This is a genomic window from Bacillus niameyensis, from assembly GCF_001375535.1.
Classification (GTDB): Bacteria; Bacillota; Bacilli; order Bacillales; family Bacillaceae_C; genus Lederbergia; species Lederbergia niameyensis.
On record NZ_LN831197.1, the window covers coordinates 4444410 to 4464337 of the forward strand.

Genomic DNA, 19928 nt, shown 5'->3' on the forward strand with positions numbered 1-19928 from the left:
GGTATTGTAAAAAGTTCTATGAAAACTAAAGCCTAATGTTAGTGATTCATCCCGAAACGGAGTGGAAACCCGTCGCAATCGCTCTTGACAAACACGCCAATGGTTTGAATTCAGAGTATCAAGGGCGAAGGGGACAAAAGAAGGCAGGCCAAATAAGCCCTTGGTTTTTCCAATTTTAAACCATTGGCAAGTTCGGTTTGTCAAGAGTTCGCTACGCCGATTGCTGAACAGATCCAAAAACACAAGGGCTCAGCTAAACAAAAAGTTAGGCTAACCGCTGTTGAACAATCCAATGCTGAGCTAAATCGATCAATTTTGTCCACCGTGCTGGCATGGTAGGAAGACCCGATAACGCTGTGTTCACAACAGGTACCTTTCCTTCTAAAGAGGCATGTGGCCGCAGAAAATTAAAATAAGCGACAAACAAAGTGACATAGGAAACAGAACCATGTTCTGAACCAAAGCCATGCGTGGAACGATAGTTCCCCTTAAAAGTACGATTCAATCTCTCGATGATTTGTTTTAGCGGTCTGTATTCAGTTGAAATAGGATCCTCATTGGTAAGCCCAATCACTTGTTTCACATCAAATTTGATGTCGTTCTGGGCAAAAAAGTGTTGAGCTAAAAGATAGATGGGATTTCCATCCACTACGAAGGTAAGATCTTTAGGGATATCTTGCATTTTAACTAACACTTCATCAATGGCACGAATAGCCGTTACCGTGTCGCGATTTGGAGACACTGGATAAGAGAGAATGATCTTCTTTACTGCATCAAAAAAGAAAAATAAATAGTGCCACTTTCCATTGACTCGGATATAGGTTTCATCGCCACAGAATTGATCAGAAAGCTCATAGGGATAATGATCCACATACGGTTTAAGCAATAGAGCCACACTGTTTTCGTAATTCAAAATGGTTTGGTGGGAAATTGCAACACCATGGACATCTTGCATAATGGCTGCTGTCTTACGGGCTGAAAGCCCATAATTCACATGATAGGTTAAGATCAGACCCAAAACGTGTGGCGAAGCATAAATCCTAGATAAATCGACTTTTGGTAACTCGAATGATCTCTTAGATAAAGGTCTAAAATCAATGTGAAACTGACGAAAGATATACCTCAATTTAAATGCTTGAGGATCTTTCTTAAACCGCTTTTTCTCTTTTTTAGACATGGTCTTCAGTTTCTTTCGATAATAAGAACAGTCATTATTTCTACATTTGTAGACAGAGAAATCTTTTCTTTCTTTAATCTTATCAAGGGTCTTTGCACAGTGAGGGCACTTAAGAATGGCCTCTTTAGAAAAGCGATTCTTATCACTGAAAAGGCAAGAACAAACCTTGCATTGAAACTGCCCTTTATCACCATTATTGGCGTACAGATAATCTGATGGAGCTCCACACTGTGGACAGTTCATTGTTTTTGGTACAGTGGCCTTTGCGTTAGAACGTCTTTGAACAGGTTTGAGGACCTTTCCATGTTCCTCAAGATACTCGTTTAAAAGTAATTTGTAATCAAATTTTTTTACGGTTTCGATGATCGGAAGGTCATCTACCTGCAGTTTTCGATAAGGCTTATTAACTGGCTCTTCTAAAGGTTTCTCAAACATGTTTTTACCAATGAGAAGAGTTTGTAAAGTACGGATCATTTGATCTTGGTACTTGATAAATTGAAGTAAATAGGTTAATAATTGAGGGTACAACTTGTCACTTCCTAATCTTGGTTGTTGGTGGTCTGGTAACCTCAATTATCCAAAGATTTTAGGGGGTGGCAAGTTTTTTGTCTATAAACCCTTTTAAATCAAGGAATTATTAACTTTTTACTATAGATGTTTTGACAATACGGTTGTACAAAAGGGGGAAGTTAAATGAAAAATATTTTAGTGCTAGGCGGAACTCGTTTTTTTGGGCGTGAATTAGTTGAGTTGCTAATTGCTGAGGGTCATCATGTTGTGATTATGACAAGGGGGCAGTCGGGGAATCCTTTTGGTGATCAAGTGGAGCATCTGATAGCGAACCGTTTAAGTAAGGAAGAATTAGCCAGCATAGTGGAAGGGCGTACATTCGATATCGTTTACGATAATATTTGTTATTCACCTAATGAAGCGTACGAGTTTTGTGAAGTGTTTAATGGGAAAATCGGCAAGCTTGTTTTTACTTCAACATTAGCTACATATAATGCAGATGGGAAAGAGAAAAACGAGGCTGATTTTGATCCATATCATTATGAAATCCGGATGGGGAACAGTAAAGATTTCTCCTATGGGGAGGGCAAACGCCAGGCTGAAGCTGTTTTCTATAAATATGCAAAATTCCCAGTTGTAGCAGTGCGTTTTCCAATAGTTATGGGCGAGGATGATTATACGCGCCGTCTTCATTTCCATGTTGAAAGGGTTGCAGATGGATTGCCAATTGGATTTTTAAATATGGATGCGGAAATGTCCTATATCCTTGCGAAAGAAGCGGGGGAGTTTTTAAAATGGGCGGGTATGACTGGTGTGACAGGCCCATTTAACGCAACAGCAAACGGAAGGATATCGTTAGCTGATTTAATTAAAATAGTAGAGGAAGCTACTGGGAAAACGGCAAAAATCTCTTTAGTTGGGAATGACGAAATTCGTTCACCATATGCGATCCCATCGTCCTGGTATATGACGAACGCGAAAGCAACGAACAGTGGTTTCCAATTTTCGAATTTACATGATTGGTTGCAACCGTTAGTTGAGGAGATTGCGAGTAGGAAAGAATAGGATTTATCATTAAATAGGTGCACTGCAAGGTCTCTCAAGTTATTCATAATAGCTGAGGGACCTTTTTATATTTATCTGTAAAATTATTATGCCGTGAAAATAGGAACGCACAATGGTCACTCAGTAATATTCTGTTACTGCTGGACATATTGTTAACTGATGCTTGCGTAATAATTTCCTTAATTATCGAAAGGGGGATAAAGTGAAAATCTCATTAGTAAGAGTAGATGATCGACTAATTCATGGACAAGTGGCAGTAGGGTGGACAAAAAGTGTTGGCGCGACCCATATAGTTGTTGCTTGTGATGAAGTGGCAAATGATCCTGTTCAAGTTACACTTTTAAAATTTGCAGCACCATCAGGAGTGAAAGCTTCAATTTTAACAGTTGAAGATGCTGCAAGAAAATTATCTAATCAGGAATTTAAAAATGACAAGATCTTACTATTAGTAAGGGACCCAATTTCTCTCATAAGACTATTAAATGAAGGAGTTGATTTTACTGAAGTTAATATTGGGAATGTAAGGTCTATGGAAGGTAGAAAAAGAATTATTAAAGAAGTGGCTGCGACTAAAGAGGAAATCGCTCATTGGAAAGAACTTGATCAGCGTAACATAAAATTAAGAGCTCGGTGGTTACCTGGAGCGAGGGAAACCAATTTTAATGACCTGATCAAGAAATATTAATCTACCAAAAAGGAGTCAGTATGATTAGCATTCTCATAGTTACGCACGGACAATTGGCAAAGACATTATTGGAAACATCACAATTATTTGTTAGTAATCCTAGTGATGTTGACTATGTATGTTTTTCGCCAGATCAAGGAGTAGAGGATTTGAAGGAGATTGTCCTACAAAAAATATCGATGTTGAATGATGCAACTAATATTTTATGTTTAGTTGATATACCAAGCGGAAGCCCTGCTAGAGTAATAGGTGAATTAGTTCTAACGAATCCAAAAGTTGAACTCATTACAGGAGTTAACTTACCTATACTTATTGAGGCTATGCTTGCTAGAGAACTTTATCCAATAGAGGAATTGGTGCATCACTTAATTCATTCATCACGGGAAAGTATTGTTGATATTGGCTCGATATTGCGTAATGAATCTTTCAACTAAAAAAGACAAAAGAATAGTGAGGATGTGGGGAACGTGAATATTACAATTGCGATTATATTAGCTTTAGTCGCAGGCTTTGCTTATTTTTCACGTAGGTTTTTTGGAGATTGGTATATAGAACGTCCGATTATCATTGGTCCTCTTGTCGGCTTAATTATGGGAGATTTAGAGACAGGTTTAATGGTAGGGGCTATGCTTGAACTAATCTTTATGGGAGCAGCCGATATCGGAGGTGCGGCACCACCGAATTATACAATTGGAGCGGTTTTAGGTACAGCATTCGCGATTTCATCGAACCTTGATGTGCAAGCAGCTTTAGTCATCGCGATTCCTGCAGCTTTAGTCGGGTCACTTTTTGAAATATTCGCCAAAACAATCTGTACCTTTTTTGTTAATGCAGCTGACCGAGCTGCTGAGAAAGGAAATACGAAAGGGATATCTATTGTTGTTCACTCAGGAAACTTAGTCCATGCGTTATCTTATGCGATCCCAACATTCCTTGCTCTTGCGATTGGGGCAGATATTGTTAATACAATTATTGAGGCAATTCCATCGTGGTTAGAAAATGGAATTAAAGTTGCCGGAAATATGTTACCTGCACTAGGTTTTGCTCTATTATTAAGTTCACTTGTTGCACCAGCTCTATTTCCTTTCTTTTTCGCGGGATTTTTAGGAGCTGCCTATTTGAACATTGATGTTCTTGGTATGGCTTTATTTGGATTTATAATTGCTTTTATTATTCAAACACATTTTAAAAAGGGAGAAAACGAGGAAGGGGCAGAAATTACTGCTGAAGCTGCTAAAGGGTTTGGGGATACAATTGCTAAGAAAGACCTTAAAACGATATTTTTCCGTTCCTTTGCCCTTCAATCATCTTTTAGCTTCGACCGTATGCAGGCGATTGGTTTTACATGGGGACTCCTGCCTTTTTTAAAAAAGATCTATAAAAACAATCCAGCAGGGTTAATCGCTTCTTTAAAGCGAAATCTAACATTTTTCAATACACATCCTTGGACTGTTGGCCCCATAATAGCAACTACAGCTAACTTAGAAGCCAGAAAAGCTAGAGGCGAAGATATTGATGAAAAGTCGATCCAAGGGTTGAAATCAAGTTTGATGGGTCCACTTGCCGGTATTGGTGATTCAATGTTCCATGGAACGCTTCGGCCGGTGATGGGTGGTGTTTGTGCAGCCCTTGCCTTACAAGGCAATCCAATTGCACCTTTATTATTCTTTATCACAGTAAATGCTGTTCATGTGACTGTTAAATGGTTTTTACTGAAAAAAGGATACGACTACGGTGAACAAGCGATTGGAATGCTAGCAACTAATAAGTTGAAAAAAGTGATGGATGGAGCAACAATGGCTGGTTTAGTTGCGGTAGGTGCATTAGTAGCTTCATGGTTAAAAGTACAAACTGCACTTGTCTATACTGCTGAGGAAAAAACGTTTGAGATTCAAGCGATGCTCGATAATATTCTGCCTAAAATGTTACCGCTTGCAGTTACTTTATTGATCTTCTGGTTAATCAGGAAACAAGTAAAAACGGTTCCAATAATGCTCGGAATAATTATTGGCGGAATTATTTTAGGTTCATTAAAAATTTTAGCAGGATAATTTTTATATAGTTTTAGGAGGAGTAAATTAGATAATGACAATAAAAGTACCTGAAGTAATGTTGCCGGCTTTCGAGCGGATATCTCACCCCTTTCATGTATGGGATGGAATTATAAGCACGCCTGAAAGCCTTTCTTCTATTTTGCAAGAAAGATTGTCAATCCAAAAAATTGCTCATGAAACGTCTCATCGATCGAATGTTCACTTACTTGGCTGTGGGAGTTCTTACTTTTCAGCGATTGCAGGGACTTATTTTTTTCATGAAGTTGCAGGGATTAATGCATTCGCACACCAGGCTTGGGAATTTAGTGCATATCCAATTCCAAAGAGGGACAATCGTTTGTATATTGCTATTTCACATACTGGAAGTACGCCAGTTGTTTTAGATTCTATAAACTCGCTCAAAGGCTTAGACGTATCAACTATCGGATTAACAGATGTAGAAGATTCACCATTAGCTGAAGCTACAAACCACGTCATTTTAGGAAAAGAAGGTCGCGAACCAGCAATCCCGAAAACACGTAGTTATGTAGTTTCTTTATTAAAACACTATTTACTTGCCATAGAAATGGGAGCAATTAAAGGTTTTGATGTTCTTAAATACAAAGAAGCTCTGGAAAGTTCCCCCAAATTAGCAAAAGTAGTGATAACCGAAAACGATGAGTTCACGAAACAACTTGGATCTACATTTAAAGATTTATCTAGGGTATTTGTTTTAGGAGCTGGACCGAACAGAGCAACCGCTTATGAAGCATCATTAAAACTTAAAGAAATTGTTCATCTCTCGGCAAGCGGATGGCAATTAGAAGAAGGAATGCACGGACCGTGGGTAAGTATGAAAGAAAATGATTTGGTTATACTCATCGCGACTAAAGGTTCTAGTTTTGAAAAAGCAAGAAAATTCGTCTCAGCTATAAAAGAAATTGGCACAAAAGTGTGGGTCATTACGAATGCTGAATCGATAGAGGGGGCCGATTATGTAACAAATATACCCGATGTTCCTGAAAATGTGACTCCCCTTTATACAATATTACCTATTTATCAATTTGCCTATCAACTAGCTTTAGCAAAAGGCATTCATCCAGATATTATGAATCTTAATAATGAAAGTTATCTTAAAACGAGATTAAGTTTGCCAAGATAATATTTAAAGGGGGGAGGGCTAAAGGCCTTACCCCCGTTCTGACATGTGGTGAATGATCTGGACTAGCTTATCTATTTTTTACTTCCGCTTTTGCGGAACTTTCCATCACATTAATTTTGAAATAAACACCGTCGCGATGCCGAAGTAGATGAGTAGTGATAAAATATCATTGATCGTTGTAATGAGTGGACCGGATGCGATCGCAGGATCGGCTTTGAATTTATACAATAGGAGCGGTATGATGGTCCCTGCAATTGTTCCGATAATTAATGTGGCAAGCAAAGAAACACCAACGACAAATCCGAGAACTAGGCTGCCACGCCATACGTAAGCAACGATGGCAATGATGATGGCACAGGTTAATCCAATCAAGATGCCGACTAGTAATTCACGTACTAATAACCTCAAGGCCTTTTTCATATCTAATTTTTCGGATGCGAGTCCCCTTACGACAACAGCAAGCGATTGTGTCCCTGTGTTTCCTGTCATTCCAGCAATCATCGGCATGAAAAAGGCGAGTGCAACGACAGTTTCCAAAGTTTCTTCAAAGCTTTCGATAATCCCGCCTGAAATCAAGCCAATAAATAATAGTAATATTAGCCAAGGAAGCCTGCGACTGGCGGCTACAATCGGGTTCGTCTGAAAATTAATCTCTTTTCCGGAAGCAGTAAGTTTTCCAATATCCTCGTCTGCTTCTTGATGCATAACATCTAATATATCTTCGACGTGAATGACGCCGATCAGTTGTTGATATTGATTAACAACAGGTACTGAAACGAGGTCTTGGTTCCTGAAAATTAAAACCGCTTCTTCTTGGTCTAAATCAGTCGGAAAGTAGACAAGATCTTTTTTCATAATTTCATAGATGTGATCAGTGTCATTAGCTCCGAGTAATTCACGAATTGACAAGACACCTTTTAAATGACTGTTTTCATCAATAATATAAACGTAATGAATATTTTTCTTATCTCGTACCTGCAATCTTACTTGCTGAATGGAATCTTTGACTGTGTATGTTTCTTCAAGGGAAACATACCCTTTTTCCATTAAGCTTCCAGTTGTTTCACTTTGATAGATGGCTGCGTTCATGTTAAATTCCTCCTTGTTTCCACAGCCCCCCAGGTGAGGGGAGACTGCTATTTTCAAAAGTACAATTCAATAACCTACTATGAGGATCATCCATCCCCCTCACCTCCTTTCAATAGCCTATTCCCAAGAAATTAATCTGGGAAACAACAAAAGCGCAAGCGCATAGCTCATCGACGTACAAACTTCCTAAGAAGGATGAACGGCTAAAGACGCGCCGTCCTGGCGCAACGCCGTTCTGACCAACGTCCTGTTGGCCCGAGATAAAGGAAACACGGCGAGGAACGAGCCGATGTTGACTTATCGTAGGAAGAAGCGCAGAAGTTTGCTAGTCGATATGCGCAGAAGCTGGACAAAGAAAAAACACCCCTCTACAAAGAAGGGTGTTCATTATATGCATGCTGAATAGACCCCCTTCGCAGAGCTTTAGCACTATATGGCATAGGAAAACTTTCTTCCAGCTACATTAAAAACCACCTTAGGTCGATGGTTTCTGTTGACCCATTGGAGTCTTTCGACATTTCTGGGCAGCAGCGTATCTCCATATAGGAGCCTCACCTAGCGAGGACAAAATATGAACTTTTAACTCTAGTGTATATGGGGAAAGAGAGTGTGTCAAACGAGTTAATAAGATTCATCTCTGACTTTGATAAAAAACAGAGTGAAACAAAAGTCTTTTTACCTTTGATAAATCCGAAAGATATGGAGATTGTGGATTTACCCGCTTCGGAAATACACATCTCTTTCCTATCCAAGTTAGCATATGACGTATCCATTGATGCCCGATCACGAAGTTTGAACCTAAAACGGTAATCAAATCATACGGGCAAGTAATGAAATCTCTTGAACGCCGTTTTAATGACTCATGAGATAACCTCTTTTAAATTTTGTATTCGAACTATGACAATTGTGATTATAATCATGATCATTGCTGGCAACAGCCATCCAAGTCCCTCACTGTAAAAAGGCAATATTTGCTTGTAGAAGGAAATAACAGGTTCCATCCAACGAAAATTATTTATTTCTAAAGACTTACATAAAGATTGCAAGCCATCAAAGATACTAATGAAAAACGTAACAGAAATGGCTGAAATATAGCCGGCTCGATGATGATTAAATAGTGGTGCAAGGAAAGTTAAAATCATTAACACAATTGCCAGTGGGTAAAGGAACATAAGAACTGGAACGGAAAATGTTATTATGTTTGATAATCCAAAGTTAGCGATGATGAATGTTAAAGTTGAAAAAAATATAACGAGCGATTTATAAGTGAATTTCGGAAAAAGGGTTTGAAAATATTCAGCACACGCTGTTGTTAATCCGATAGCAGTCGTTAAACAGGCTAGAGTAATTAGAATGGCGAGCATAATCAATCCAAATGTTCCAAAGTAATAGTTAGCAGCGCTACTTAAAACGGGTCCGCCATTCGCAAAAATTTCAAAGGATTCTACACTTGTTGCTCCCATATAAGCAATACCAACATAGATGACTCCAAGTAGTGTGATGGCGACAAGACCTGATTTTGCAGTGGCATGGAGGACGCCCTTTTTAGAAGTGATCCCCATGGACCGAACGGAATTGATTACGATGATACCAAATACTAGAGAGGCAAGTGCATCCATCGTGTTATATCCATCTAAGAATCCTTTAACAAAAGCACCACTTTTATAATCTCCAACTGGAGGTTGAATCGTTCCCATCGGTTTAGTGAATACCATGAAAAGCAATATTGCTAAAAGTATGACAATTCCAGGCGCCAATAATTTCCCTACGTTATCGACAATCTTTGCCGGATTTAATGAAAACCAAAGTGCCGTAGCAAAAAATAATAGAGTAAAAATGAGTAATCCAACCTCTTGAAATCCTTCGCTTATAAATGGTGCGATTCCAATTTCGTAAGCAGCTGTTCCAGTACGTGGTGATGCAAAGAATGGACCAATCGTTAAATAAAGAAGAGAAGTGAATAAAACCGCATAGGTTGGGCTGACCTTGCTAGCAAGTTCCTCCAAATTTCGTTTTCCAGAAAAGCCCATTGCCAAAATACCAAGTAGTGGAAGGCTAACTCCCGTAATTAAAAAGCCGATGACAGATTGCCAAAGATTTGTTCCGGCATATTGACCTAATTGTGCTGGAAAAATTAAGTTTCCGGCACCAAAAAATAAGGCAAATAACATGAATCCAATGGCTGCATATTTTGAAAGTGAAAGTTTTTCCTTCATTATAATTTCTCCTTGATAGATGCTTAACATACTATAGTAATATAGAATCTAATGAAATCTATCATACTCTCAAATTAGACAAAATACAACACATGCCGACAAAATCTTTAGATAATTGTAATTTATCTCGCATTAACTGTCTGCAATGATAGAGAAGTAATAAAGTGATCTTGAATAAAATAGGGGGAATTTTCATTATGAAATTAAAAGATAAAACGATTGAAGAGCTTCTTGATTTAGAGGCTGAGTTTCGCGAGCAGAGTAATGAAGAAGATGTTGCTTTATATCTATTAACATCTATCTACGAGGAACTTTATAAAAAGATTTTACGTGATTTAGAGAGTGAGTATGACTCGAGCCTGGGGGAAATTAAAAATAGGTTAATCGCTTATTTAGTTCAATATGGAACATACATGAAAACTCAATATCAAAAGGATGACCGCGCAGCTGAATCCTCACTTAAAAAAGCAATTCAATATAATCGTGAGTTGCCGATTGCCTATTACCGTTTAGGTTTTCTTAGTTACAAAAAGCATAATTTTGCATTAGCTGCAGATTATTTTCAAAAGGCAACGAAGTCCAATTCAACCTGTCGCCAACTAGAGTACAAGCTTAACCAGCAGCAACTTTACAACACATATGTATATTTGATGAATAGCTTTTTATATATGGCTGAGAATGCGCAAGCTACGCTTAAAGACCTAGAAACTCAAGAATATGAAGAACAAATACCAGATTATAATAAGTCTTCTTTATATGAAACGATTCAAAAAAATGAACGATACTTAAATACAAATGCCTTTACAGTTTTAAGTGCTGATGGTAACAGAATGTGCACGAAAGAAGAGTGCGAGAGAATAATTGAAGAAAATGCTCTACCAGCAACGTTTATTCTTTATTTTTCAGATCGCCACCATTCCTTGTTTTTCAATGGCCGCGAGTCGTTGTTAAATATTAAACAAGCTGAAATGCTCCGTTACTTTTTTCTAAGGACGAATAAAGCTACTCCGGCAACAAAAAATGATTTTGCAAGAATACTTGAAAGCAGAGCAATTGAAATACCTGACAACAGCTTTGTGCAGACAGTACGACGGCTAAATCAAAAAGTTAGACAATCGGATATCACAGCCAACATCATTGAAAATTATGAGGGAAGATATCACGGGCAAGTCGCTTATTTTTACAACCAGATATTCCCTTATGCGATTATCTTCCGCAGTGACAGTAGCTTTATTTTAGATGGAAATTAGGGACATCCAGTCCAATGACATGTATGTCATCGACCTCATGTGATACTTAATTTAGAAATGAGGAAAGGATGACAGTAAATGAAAACATGGAATCAATTATTTCTGCGCCACGGCTGGAATCTTGGAAATGAAAAAGAAAATGTATTTAATTTGCGGACGGAAACAGAAGGTAATGTTCGTTTTTTAATGGAAAGTTTGGAGCTAGCTCACGTTGATTATACGGTGAGCGGGGGAAAGTTAGTATTGCCAATCGTGCCAATTCCTGAAGAAGCTTGGATTGAAGTTCTCGATTTTGAATACAGAGGTAGAGGGGGCTTTTGGTTTCAGCCAAATACAGAGGAACCAAAGTTAAATGAACTGGATACGTATATAAGTGGTATCGTCCGTCAGCTCATACGACTTGGATTTCAAACAGTAGGTTCCTGTGATGGACATGGCAGAAGAGTTGCGCATATAGTCATTTCCAAGGAAGGGAATGACTTTGAAAAACTGAGCCAAATGCTTCTTGCATTTGGAATGAAACGCATCCATTATCGTGAAAATGGAAAAAACTATCACCTATCATTACCGCTCAAAAAAATAGAGTTACTTGATCTAGCTGAAAAAATGAGTGTAGTAGAAAAAAGCTGGCTAGACAAAGGTTATGAATTCATCGAAGAACAGCTGTTTTATCACCAACTAGAGGAACTTCTTTCATTATCAGGTGTAAGCGGAAATGAGGAAATGATTCGTGATTTTGTGAAAGAGCAGTTATCACCACATGTCGATTTCATTACAATAGATCGTCATGGCAATCTTCTCGCTGAAAAGACATATAAAACAGGACATGGCCCAACGATCCTTTTGAACGCCCATTTAGATGTAGCAAGCGAATTGGAAATAGACAGGACCATCGTTAAGGAAAATGGTATTTGGACTAGTAGTAAAGGAATTCTTGGAGCTGATGATCGGGCAGGTGTCGCTGTCCTATTGCAAATGGCCAAAAAATTGGAAAACATTTCCTTCTCTGGTAAAGTAAAATACATTTTTACGGTAAAGGAGGAAGTAGGTCTCGTAGGGGCTCGGCAAGTAGATGAATATTTCCTTTGGGGAACTAACGCAGCGATAGTAGTTGATCGCAGGGGCAGTGGGGATATTGTTACATCATGCGCTGGGGTTATCCCTTTTTGTGATGATGAGTATGGACAATTTTTTGAAATGGTTGCGCTGGAAAACGGTCTATCCGGCTGGAATTGCACGGCAGGCAGCAGCAGTGATACACGGATCTGGGCAGAACATGGAATCCAAAGCGTCAACCTTTCAGTTGGTTACCAGCATGAACATACAGACTACGAAACACTAAATATTGCCGCATGCTACCAAACTGTCAAACTTTTAGAAGTTACTTTTAAAAAAGCGGCTGAACTGCACAGGCTTGTTAGAAGGTTAAGAATGAGAAGAGAAATCGTCAGTTAATATATGAGGGCGTATTTATTGTTTTTAGAAAGAAACGACGGATACGTCCTTTTTAGCTACTCTAACCAACGTTTACAAGGTGGCTTATATTTAGGTGAAACTCATAAGTTATAACAATAAATTATAAAAGCGTGACCAAATGGAAGGAATAGGTGTCTAATTACTAAAGGGGGGTGCTCCATTGAAAGTGGAAATATGGTTTGAACAGTATGCGGACGCTGTTTATAAATATATTTTGATGATTGTAAAAGAACACCAGCTTGCAGAAGATTTGACCCAAGATACATTTATAAAAGCATTCACAAATGCGAACCAATTTCAAGAACAGTCGGAAGTTAAGACATGGCTTTTCCGAATCGCTTATACGACAACGATGAATTACTTTAGAAAAAAGCATCCAATTGTAATGTTGTTTGGTGCTCCAATTGCAACGAAAAGTCTCGAAGATATTGTGATTGAACAAGAGGAATTACGTCAACTATTCAAGGCGATTTCTGCGTTGAAAACGAGTTATCAGCAAGTAATTGTGCTCAGAAAGGTTCAACAATTTACAGTAAAGGAAACAGCGGCAGTCTTAGGTTGGAGCGAGGGGAAGGTCAAAATGCAATTAATGCGGGCTTTAAAATCCCTTCATCAACAAATGGAGGAACAAGGAGGGATGCAAGATGAAAACTATATATGATGATCAATTTAAACGTTTGAACCAAACAATATCTCTTAATGAATCGACGAAGAAGCGAATGTATCACCAGATTGTCCATTCAAAAAAGAAAACGAACTCTCATTTTCTGCCGAGGGTTATGACGGCTTTATTGACTTTGTTTATGTTTGGTGCATTATATTTTATCATTACCGAAGGAACCCACGGATCCATAACAGATCCGATAACTCCAGAAACTTTACCAACAATCGAACTGCCGGAAAATGCCTTTTCGCTTGAATGGGGATCAGATGATATGGACCGAGGAAATCACGATATGTATACTGATTACCATAGTGAACTCGTAGTCTCAAAGGAATTTCAGCCCGTTAATCGGGGGGATGTTTTATACTATGAATTTAAAAACGAAAATCGTTTAGGAAGGATTATCGGATTACCAGGTGAAACTGTTGAAATCAAGGGTGGGCAAGTATATATTGATGGGAAAAAACTGGATACTTTTTATGGAACAGCTACTGTGAGAGGGAAAAGGGAAGATGAGTACTTTGAATCTATAAAGGATGCAGATCATTGGGTAAATATTCCATCCATGAAAGAATATTTTAAAACTACTATGGATCCGGTAACGGTAGAAGAGGGAACGATATTTGTTTTAGTCGATCACTGGTGGCGAGGATTCGACAGTCGTGATTTCGGACTCATATCCGTTGATGCCGTTCAAGGGAAAGTATTGGGATATAAAAAATAACAAAGAAAAATAGAAACTGATGGGCTAACCGTGGGGACGAATCTGTTCGACTATAATGAAATCAAAAAAGTCCCCGTCTTTCACCGAACATTATAGTACAAAAGAAAGGCTCTGTTAAATTTTAATGTTGTTTTTTGAAAAGAATATTGGAACTCCTTTTTATGGAGTTCCGGATTGTTCAATCCCAATAGTTAAAGATTAATTGTCCTATCGTTTCGGGTTTCCAGTAGGAAATTTGCTCCAATTCTGCATTATTCAATTCCGTAGGTTTCACCAAATTTTGATTAAAAGGAGCATTTAGTTCAACTGATTTCAATACTTGATAAAAAGGAGAAAATTGCTCATAAATAAAAGGTTCGTCGATGAATTTGATGTTTCCAAATTCGACTACCGATGCAAAAGCAAGATAAGGAAAATGTTCATTAAGCAGTATATAGAACTGATTATCTAAAATCTTAACTTGAGCATAATAAAAATTTTCTGTATATCGAGGGCTTTTAAAATCAATTACTTTTCCACCGCTACGAATTGCAACATCAAAGCATAATTGTTTGAATTGTCTCCAGTCTACTTGAGGTGGTGGGGTGTTGACTTTTGAATTATAAAAACCAGTTATTCCATTAGGAAGTTTCACTTCTTGTTCACCACCGTTACACACTAAATTTAGATAAACATAGACTATCATAAGTATCGGTCATTTCGAATACAAAAGATGTTAATAACAATTCTTTAATATGTTGTTTTGTGCTTTCGTTACTTCGACTATCAACGAATAGAAACTAAGCAAGGTAATTATCCAAATATTTAGTAGCCACGCCCTTAAAACGGTCTATCCATTGTTTCAAACGAGAATGGAGACCGTTGACATTTTGGATGTGATACAAGCCCTTGATAACGTGTTTGCCACTGTCTGATTTATACGGTAATGCTCTAAACCTTTTTCTTTTGCATAGGTTTTGTAAGCTCTCCAAGCATCGACTCTCGGTTTTACAATACGCCCAATACACGCAACTTTGGAGACAGTTGCTTTTGTACGGTCTCTGGCAACAAGGACACAAACCTGTTCGTGGCTTATTCCTCTATGTTTGGACTTTCCGCCACGTTTGCGAGGTTTCCGTTCTGTAATCCACGCTGACCTTTTTGAGAGTACAGGAAATAGGTCTCGTCAATTTCAACGATACCTTCAAAATGTTCAACATCCATTTGTTTTAAGGCTGACAACAGTTTGTGTCTCCAATAAAAAGTGTAACCCAAGTAACCACTACGATTTCAGCCGATTTTCGCAGGGAATATCCTTTGAACATACAATCAACAAAGGTAATCTATTCATTGCCTTTTCGAGTACGGTACAAGACGGTATTGGATGTGTCAGTAAAGGTTTTTCCACAACATATACAGCGATACCGTTGCCGACCATTATATTTACCGAACCGAACAACGTGTTCAGATGAACAATGAGGACACTCAAATCCTTGAAGCGAGTTTCTCTCATTTCATTGATTAAACGACCACCAGCAGAGGAGGAAGGGGCAACATAGCGTTTAACCCATTGATAGACTTGTGCTTTTTGGGTGTGTGGTAATTTGTCGATATACCTTAACAAATTGCTAAACGCTTTGCTCACCTTGATACCTAAACGAATGCATGTTCTTATATTGATTATATCAAGTTTTCGGAGAGGTTTCAAATATCAACATTTACCTTTAACAGAGCCAAAAGAAAAAACACTATCTAAGAGAGAGCCAGCAATTGGAACTTGCATATAGATATTGAAAATACCGCTTGTAAAGTGCCACTTGCTAAATATTATATTAAGAAAAGTAGAAGCAATGGATCGAGCAGGATGGATGCGAAAACTAGGAAAATGATAGTAAAAAGGATGAACAAAGATGACAATTATCGATAAATTAAAACTAAGTAAGTATAAAAACATGACTGTTCTTAATCAACCGAGGGACTATGACTTGTTTAATGGATACGAGACATCATTAAGGAAAGACCATGATGCTATTTTTATTTTTGTTGAGACAGTGGAAGAGATGGTGCAGCATACAGAACGGATTATCAATGAGGAACAATTGCTTGAAAAAGGCTACCTATTTTTTGCCTATCCAAAAAAAGGGAATAAAAGGTATGATACGTTTGTGCATAGAGATGAGATTTTTCCAAGGATGAAAGTAGAAGAAGATGGCTATGTGCAAAACAGTGATTTGAAATTCTCGCGAATGGTCAGTATGGATGATGTGTTTACTGTCGTAGGATTAAAACGTGAAAAGAAGAAAGCGAAAAAGTCTCCAGCTGCTAGTCAATGTGTTGCAGACTATGAAGATCATGTAAAAGATATTGAAAGGCTATTAGACGATTATCCGGAAGAATTAAAATTTTTTCAAGAACTAACACCTGGTTATCAAAGGGATTGGGCTCGTTACATCTTTTCAGCGAAACAACAGAAAACACGAGAAAAGCGGCAAGCCCAAATGGTTGATATTTTATCTCTGCGGTATAAATCTGTTGATTTATTTCGGCAAAAAAAGAAGTAGACGTTTTATTGATAGAGGTTAACGTATAAAATTGTATTTTTTCTCTAACATGGCTATGGAATACATACAAGATAATGATTGGTATGGAAAAATTAGGAGGAATGGAAGTGGGAAGAATGGTACATTTCGAGATTCATGTAGACGACATGGAAAGGGCGAAGAAATTTTATGGGGAAGTATTTAGCTGGACCTTTCAAGACTTTTCATGATCAAGATGGAAATGAATATGTACTTAGGGAAGATTAAATAATGACCATAGTGCACTAATCTGTAGGGGTAGCTTCATTTTATTGCTAAAACAAATGCCAGGAACTAACACAATTTAGTTCCTGGCATAGTTTGGTTAAGCGTACATTTCAGCTACTTGTTTTTGTAATTTCTCATCTTCAAGATATTCATTGTACGCCATTTGTTTATCGATCAAACCATTCGGTGTAATTTCGATAATGCGGTTGGCAATCGACTGTATAAATTGGTAGTCGTGAGAAGCAAAAATAATCGAGCCTTTAAATTTAATTAACCCATTATTTAACGCTGTGATCGACTCTAAATCAAGGTGGTTCGTTGGCTCATCAAGTAGAAGGACATTGGCCTCTGTAAGCATCATTTTCGAAAGCATGCAGCGGACTTTTTCTCCCCCTGAAAGAACATTGGCCTTTTTTAACGCTTCTTCGCCTGAGAAGAGCATTCTTCCGAGAAATCCTCTTAAAAAGCTTTCCGTCTGATCGATTGGTGAGTATTGACGCAACCAATCGACAAGAGGAAGTTGACTGCCTTCAAAATATTCCGCGTTATCCTTTGGAAAGTAGGATTGTGAGGTTGTCACACCCCATTTGAATTCCCCTTCATCAGGTTCCATTTCACCCGTCAAAATTTTAAATAAGGTTGTTTTTGCGATTTCGTTATTTCCAACAAGCGCAATTTTGTCATCCTTATTCATGGTGAAGCTAACACGATCAAGCACTTTAACACCATCAATAGTTTTAGATAAGTCCTTTACGGTTAGTAGATCGTTCCCGATTTCACGTCCTAGTGTAAAAGCAATATAAGGATAGCGGCGGGAAGAAGGTTTTATATCTTCAGGTGTAATTTTATCCAATAATTTCTTACGGGATGTCGCTTGTTTTGATTTCGCCGCATTCGCGCTAAATCGGGCAATAAATTTCTTCAATTCTTCGATTTGAGCTTCTTTTTTTGCATTGCGGTCTTGAGCCAATTTCGTTGCGAGTTGACTAGACTCATACCAGAAGTCATAATTCCCAACGTAAATTTCAATTTTACCGAAATCAAGATCAGCAATGTGAGTACAAACTCTATTTAAAAAATGACGATCATGGGAAACGACGATGACCGTATTTTCAAAGTTCATGAGAAATTCTTCTAGCCACTGAATCGCTTTTAAATCAAGGTGGTTCGTAGGCTCGTCAAGAAGCAAAATATCCGGATTACCGAAAAGGGCCTGTGCGAGAAGCACTTTCACCTTTTCACTACCAGTAAGCTCAGCCATTTTTTTAGCATGAAGATCTTCATTGATGCCAAGACCTTTTAAAAGAACAGCAGCATTCGATTCTGCTTCCCATCCATTCAATTCAGCAAATTCGCCTTCAAGTTCGGCTGCTTTGATTCCATCTTCATCGGAAAAGTCTGCTTTCATATAAATGGCATCTTTTTCTTTCATGATTTCATAAAGTCGGACATGCCCCATGATCACAACTTCAAGTACTTCATAGTCCTCATATTCAAAATGGTTTTGCCTTAAAACAGCAAGACGTTCATTTGGACCGAGGCTGACATTTCCTGTTTGAGCATCAATGTCACCAGAAAGAATCTTAAGAAACGTTGATTTTCCGGCTCCATTCGCACCAATTAACCCATAGCAATTGCCTGGGGTAAATTTAATGTTGACATCTTCAAATAATTTTCGATCACCATATTGTAAACTTACATTATTAACAGTTAGCATAAATGCATAATCCTCCAAAAATTGATTGACACAGCAAGCTTATGCGATTTAAGTAAGTAAGTCAATGATCTCGCTGTGATTTCCGGTAATTGTGTTTAGAAAGATTCTAAAATGTTCGGGAATATGGAAGATCAACTTTAGGTGTCTTAGGGGGAATTAGTTTGAAAATGGATCATTCGGATTTTCCTTTTATTTTTTAAAAAGCTAGTATGTTTCCGTGTTGAAGAGATAACTAGAAATAATATGTTAGAATCCAACTCCCATAGGTATTGAGAAAACATGAAAAAATGTGATTGACATGAGCAGGATTGTATTGTAAATTAACAAATGTACGAATGATGTATAAAAAAATGATATTAATATTCGTATTTAGGAGTGTGAGTTATGGATAACGTATTTGATTATGAAGATATACAGCTCATTCCGGCGAAATGTGTAGTAGATAGTCGTGCTGAGTGTGATACAAGCGTTACTTTAGGTGAGCGTACTTTTAGATTGCCAGTAGTGCCGGCCAATATGCAAACAATTATTGATGAAAAGGTAGCTCTTTATCTAGCAGAAAATGGTTACTTCTATATTATGCATCGTTTTGTCCCAGAGTCTCGGATCGACTTTGTTAAGGACATGCAAAACCGTGGCTTGTATGCTTCCATTAGTGTTGGTGTGAAATCCGAAGAATATGAGTTCGTTCAGCAACTTGCTAGTGCTGGGTTGACGCCTGAATATATAACGATTGATATTGCCCATGGACATTCTAATGCTGTAATTGAAATGATTAAGCATATTAAAAAGTATTTACCTGAGAGCTTTGTAATCGCAGGGAATGTTGGAACTCCAGAGGCAGTTAGGGAATTAGAAAATGCAGGAGCGGATGCAACGAAAGTTGGTATTGGTCCTGGTAAGGTATGTATTACAAAAATAAAGACTGGTTTTGGTACTGGCGGTTGGCAATTGGCTGCACTTCGCTGGTGTGCAAAGGCTGCGAGCAAGCCAGTTATTGCTGATGGCGGAATCCGTACTCATGGCGACATTGCTAAGTCTGTACGCTTTGGTGCCACAATGGTTATGATCGGTTCATTATTTGCTGGGCATGACGAATCACCAGGTGAAACAATAGAAAAAGAAGGCAAGCTTTATAAAGAATATTTCGGATCAGCCTCCGAATTCCAAAAAGGCGAAAAGAAAAATGTTGAAGGTAAGAAAATGTATGTAGAGTACAAAGGTCCGCTTCAAGAAACTTTAACTGAAATGGAGCAAGATCTACAATCCTCCATCTCGTATGCAGGTGGTAATAAATTAAGCGCCATCCGCAACGTCGACTACGTTGTTGTGAAAAATTCTATTTTTAACGGCGATAAAGTTTATTAATTCGTA

16 protein-coding genes, 2 pseudogenes and 1 riboswitch are annotated in these 19928 nt (G+C 38.1%); of the genes and pseudogenes, 12 read left to right on the forward strand and 6 right to left on the reverse strand.

Translation table 11 applies throughout. The features are described 5' to 3' along the window. Positions 1–265: 265 nt before the first annotated feature. The gene (locus tag BN1243_RS20455; protein WP_062104485.1) at positions 266–1705 is read right to left on the reverse strand and encodes a DDE-type integrase/transposase/recombinase; all 1440 of its coding nucleotides are present in this window, start codon (positions 1703–1705) and stop codon (positions 266–268) included. Positions 1706–1870: 165 nt separating this feature from the next. On the opposite strand from BN1243_RS20455, the gene BN1243_RS20460 reads away from it, so the two are divergent. The 5 genes from BN1243_RS20460 to BN1243_RS20480 all read left to right on the forward strand — a co-directional run bounded on the left by BN1243_RS20460 (position 1871) and on the right by BN1243_RS20480 (position 6632). After that, on the forward strand, positions 1871–2752 hold the full coding sequence (locus BN1243_RS20460) for an NAD-dependent epimerase/dehydratase family protein (RefSeq protein WP_062109957.1): 882 nt from the start codon (positions 1871–1873) through the stop codon (positions 2750–2752). A 202-nt stretch (positions 2753–2954) separates the two neighbouring features. Then, positions 2955–3437, forward strand: a complete 483-nt coding sequence (locus tag BN1243_RS20465; RefSeq protein ID WP_062109959.1) for a PTS sugar transporter subunit IIB — start codon at positions 2955–2957, stop codon at positions 3435–3437. Positions 3438–3457: 20 nt separating this feature from the next. Beyond that, the gene (locus BN1243_RS20470) at positions 3458–3871 is read left to right on the forward strand and encodes a PTS sugar transporter subunit IIA (protein WP_062109961.1); all 414 of its coding nucleotides are present in this window, start codon (positions 3458–3460) and stop codon (positions 3869–3871) included. Between the two features lie 33 nt (positions 3872–3904). After that, on the forward strand, positions 3905–5488 hold the full coding sequence (locus tag BN1243_RS20475) for a PTS system mannose/fructose/sorbose family transporter subunit IID (RefSeq protein WP_062109963.1): 1584 nt from the start codon (positions 3905–3907) through the stop codon (positions 5486–5488). Positions 5489–5522: 34 nt separating this feature from the next. Then, the gene (locus BN1243_RS20480) at positions 5523–6632 is read left to right on the forward strand and encodes an SIS domain-containing protein (RefSeq protein ID WP_062109965.1); all 1110 of its coding nucleotides are present in this window, start codon (positions 5523–5525) and stop codon (positions 6630–6632) included. Between the two features lie 105 nt (positions 6633–6737). Here BN1243_RS20480 and mgtE read toward each other — a convergent pair whose 3' ends face one another. Beyond that, complete coding sequence (gene mgtE / locus BN1243_RS20485; RefSeq protein WP_062109967.1) at positions 6738–7721, reverse strand: magnesium transporter; 984 nt, start codon at positions 7719–7721, stop codon at positions 6738–6740. A 401-nt stretch (positions 7722–8122) separates the two neighbouring features. After that, positions 8123–8291, reverse strand: a riboswitch (M-box (ykoK) riboswitch). 290 nt (positions 8292–8581) lie between these two features. Further along, entirely contained in the window at positions 8582–9937 is a 1356-nt protein-coding gene (gene brnQ, locus BN1243_RS20490) for a branched-chain amino acid transport system II carrier protein (protein WP_062109969.1), read from the reverse strand. 197 nt (positions 9938–10134) lie between these two features. On the opposite strand from brnQ, the gene BN1243_RS20495 reads away from it, so the two are divergent. From BN1243_RS20495 to lepB, 4 genes are all read left to right on the forward strand, one after another. Further along, a complete protein-coding gene (locus tag BN1243_RS20495) occupies positions 10135–11187 on the forward strand; it encodes a tetratricopeptide repeat protein (protein ID WP_062109970.1) in 1053 nt (350 codons plus the stop codon). A gap of 78 nt (positions 11188–11265) precedes the next feature. After that, positions 11266–12642 (forward strand): M28 family peptidase, encoded by a 1377-nt coding sequence (locus BN1243_RS20500; protein WP_062109972.1) that lies wholly within the window; start codon positions 11266–11268, stop codon positions 12640–12642. A 187-nt stretch (positions 12643–12829) separates the two neighbouring features. Further along, positions 12830–13324, forward strand: a complete 495-nt coding sequence (locus BN1243_RS20505) for an RNA polymerase sigma factor (RefSeq protein ID WP_230200342.1) — start codon at positions 12830–12832, stop codon at positions 13322–13324. Beyond that, complete coding sequence (lepB, locus tag BN1243_RS20510) at positions 13308–14051, forward strand: signal peptidase I (RefSeq protein ID WP_062109974.1); 744 nt, start codon at positions 13308–13310, stop codon at positions 14049–14051. The genes BN1243_RS20505 and lepB overlap by 17 nt, the downstream gene beginning before the upstream one ends. Before the next feature lie 178 nt (positions 14052–14229). Here the strand turns inward: lepB and BN1243_RS20515 are convergent, their stop codons facing one another. Beyond that, entirely contained in the window at positions 14230–14736 is a 507-nt protein-coding gene (locus tag BN1243_RS20515) for a hypothetical protein (RefSeq protein ID WP_230200279.1), read from the reverse strand. After that, a pseudogene (locus BN1243_RS20520) lies at positions 14702–15675 on the reverse strand (IS1595 family transposase). The gene BN1243_RS20515 and the pseudogene BN1243_RS20520 overlap by 35 nt, the downstream one beginning before the upstream one ends. Before the next feature lie 265 nt (positions 15676–15940). Here BN1243_RS20520 and BN1243_RS20525 point away from each other — a divergent pair. Further along, positions 15941–16591 carry a YdeI/OmpD-associated family protein gene (locus BN1243_RS20525; RefSeq protein WP_062109978.1) on the forward strand — a complete coding sequence of 217 codons (651 nt, stop codon included), beginning with the start codon at positions 15941–15943 and terminating at the stop codon, positions 16589–16591. 107 nt (positions 16592–16698) lie between these two features. Continuing rightward, positions 16699–16797 (forward strand): annotated as a pseudogene (locus tag BN1243_RS21900) (VOC family protein); the annotation flags it as partial. Positions 16798–16934: 137 nt separating this feature from the next. Here BN1243_RS21900 and BN1243_RS20530 read toward each other — a convergent pair. Further along, positions 16935–18554, reverse strand: coding sequence for an ABC-F family ATP-binding cassette domain-containing protein (locus BN1243_RS20530; protein ID WP_062109979.1), 1620 nt, complete (start codon positions 18552–18554; stop codon positions 16935–16937). Positions 18555–18938: 384 nt separating this feature from the next. Here BN1243_RS20530 and guaC point away from each other — a divergent pair, with 384 nt between their 5' ends. After that, entirely contained in the window at positions 18939–19922 is a 984-nt protein-coding gene (guaC, locus tag BN1243_RS20535; protein ID WP_062109981.1) for a GMP reductase, read from the forward strand. Positions 19923–19928: the final 6 nt, after the last annotated feature.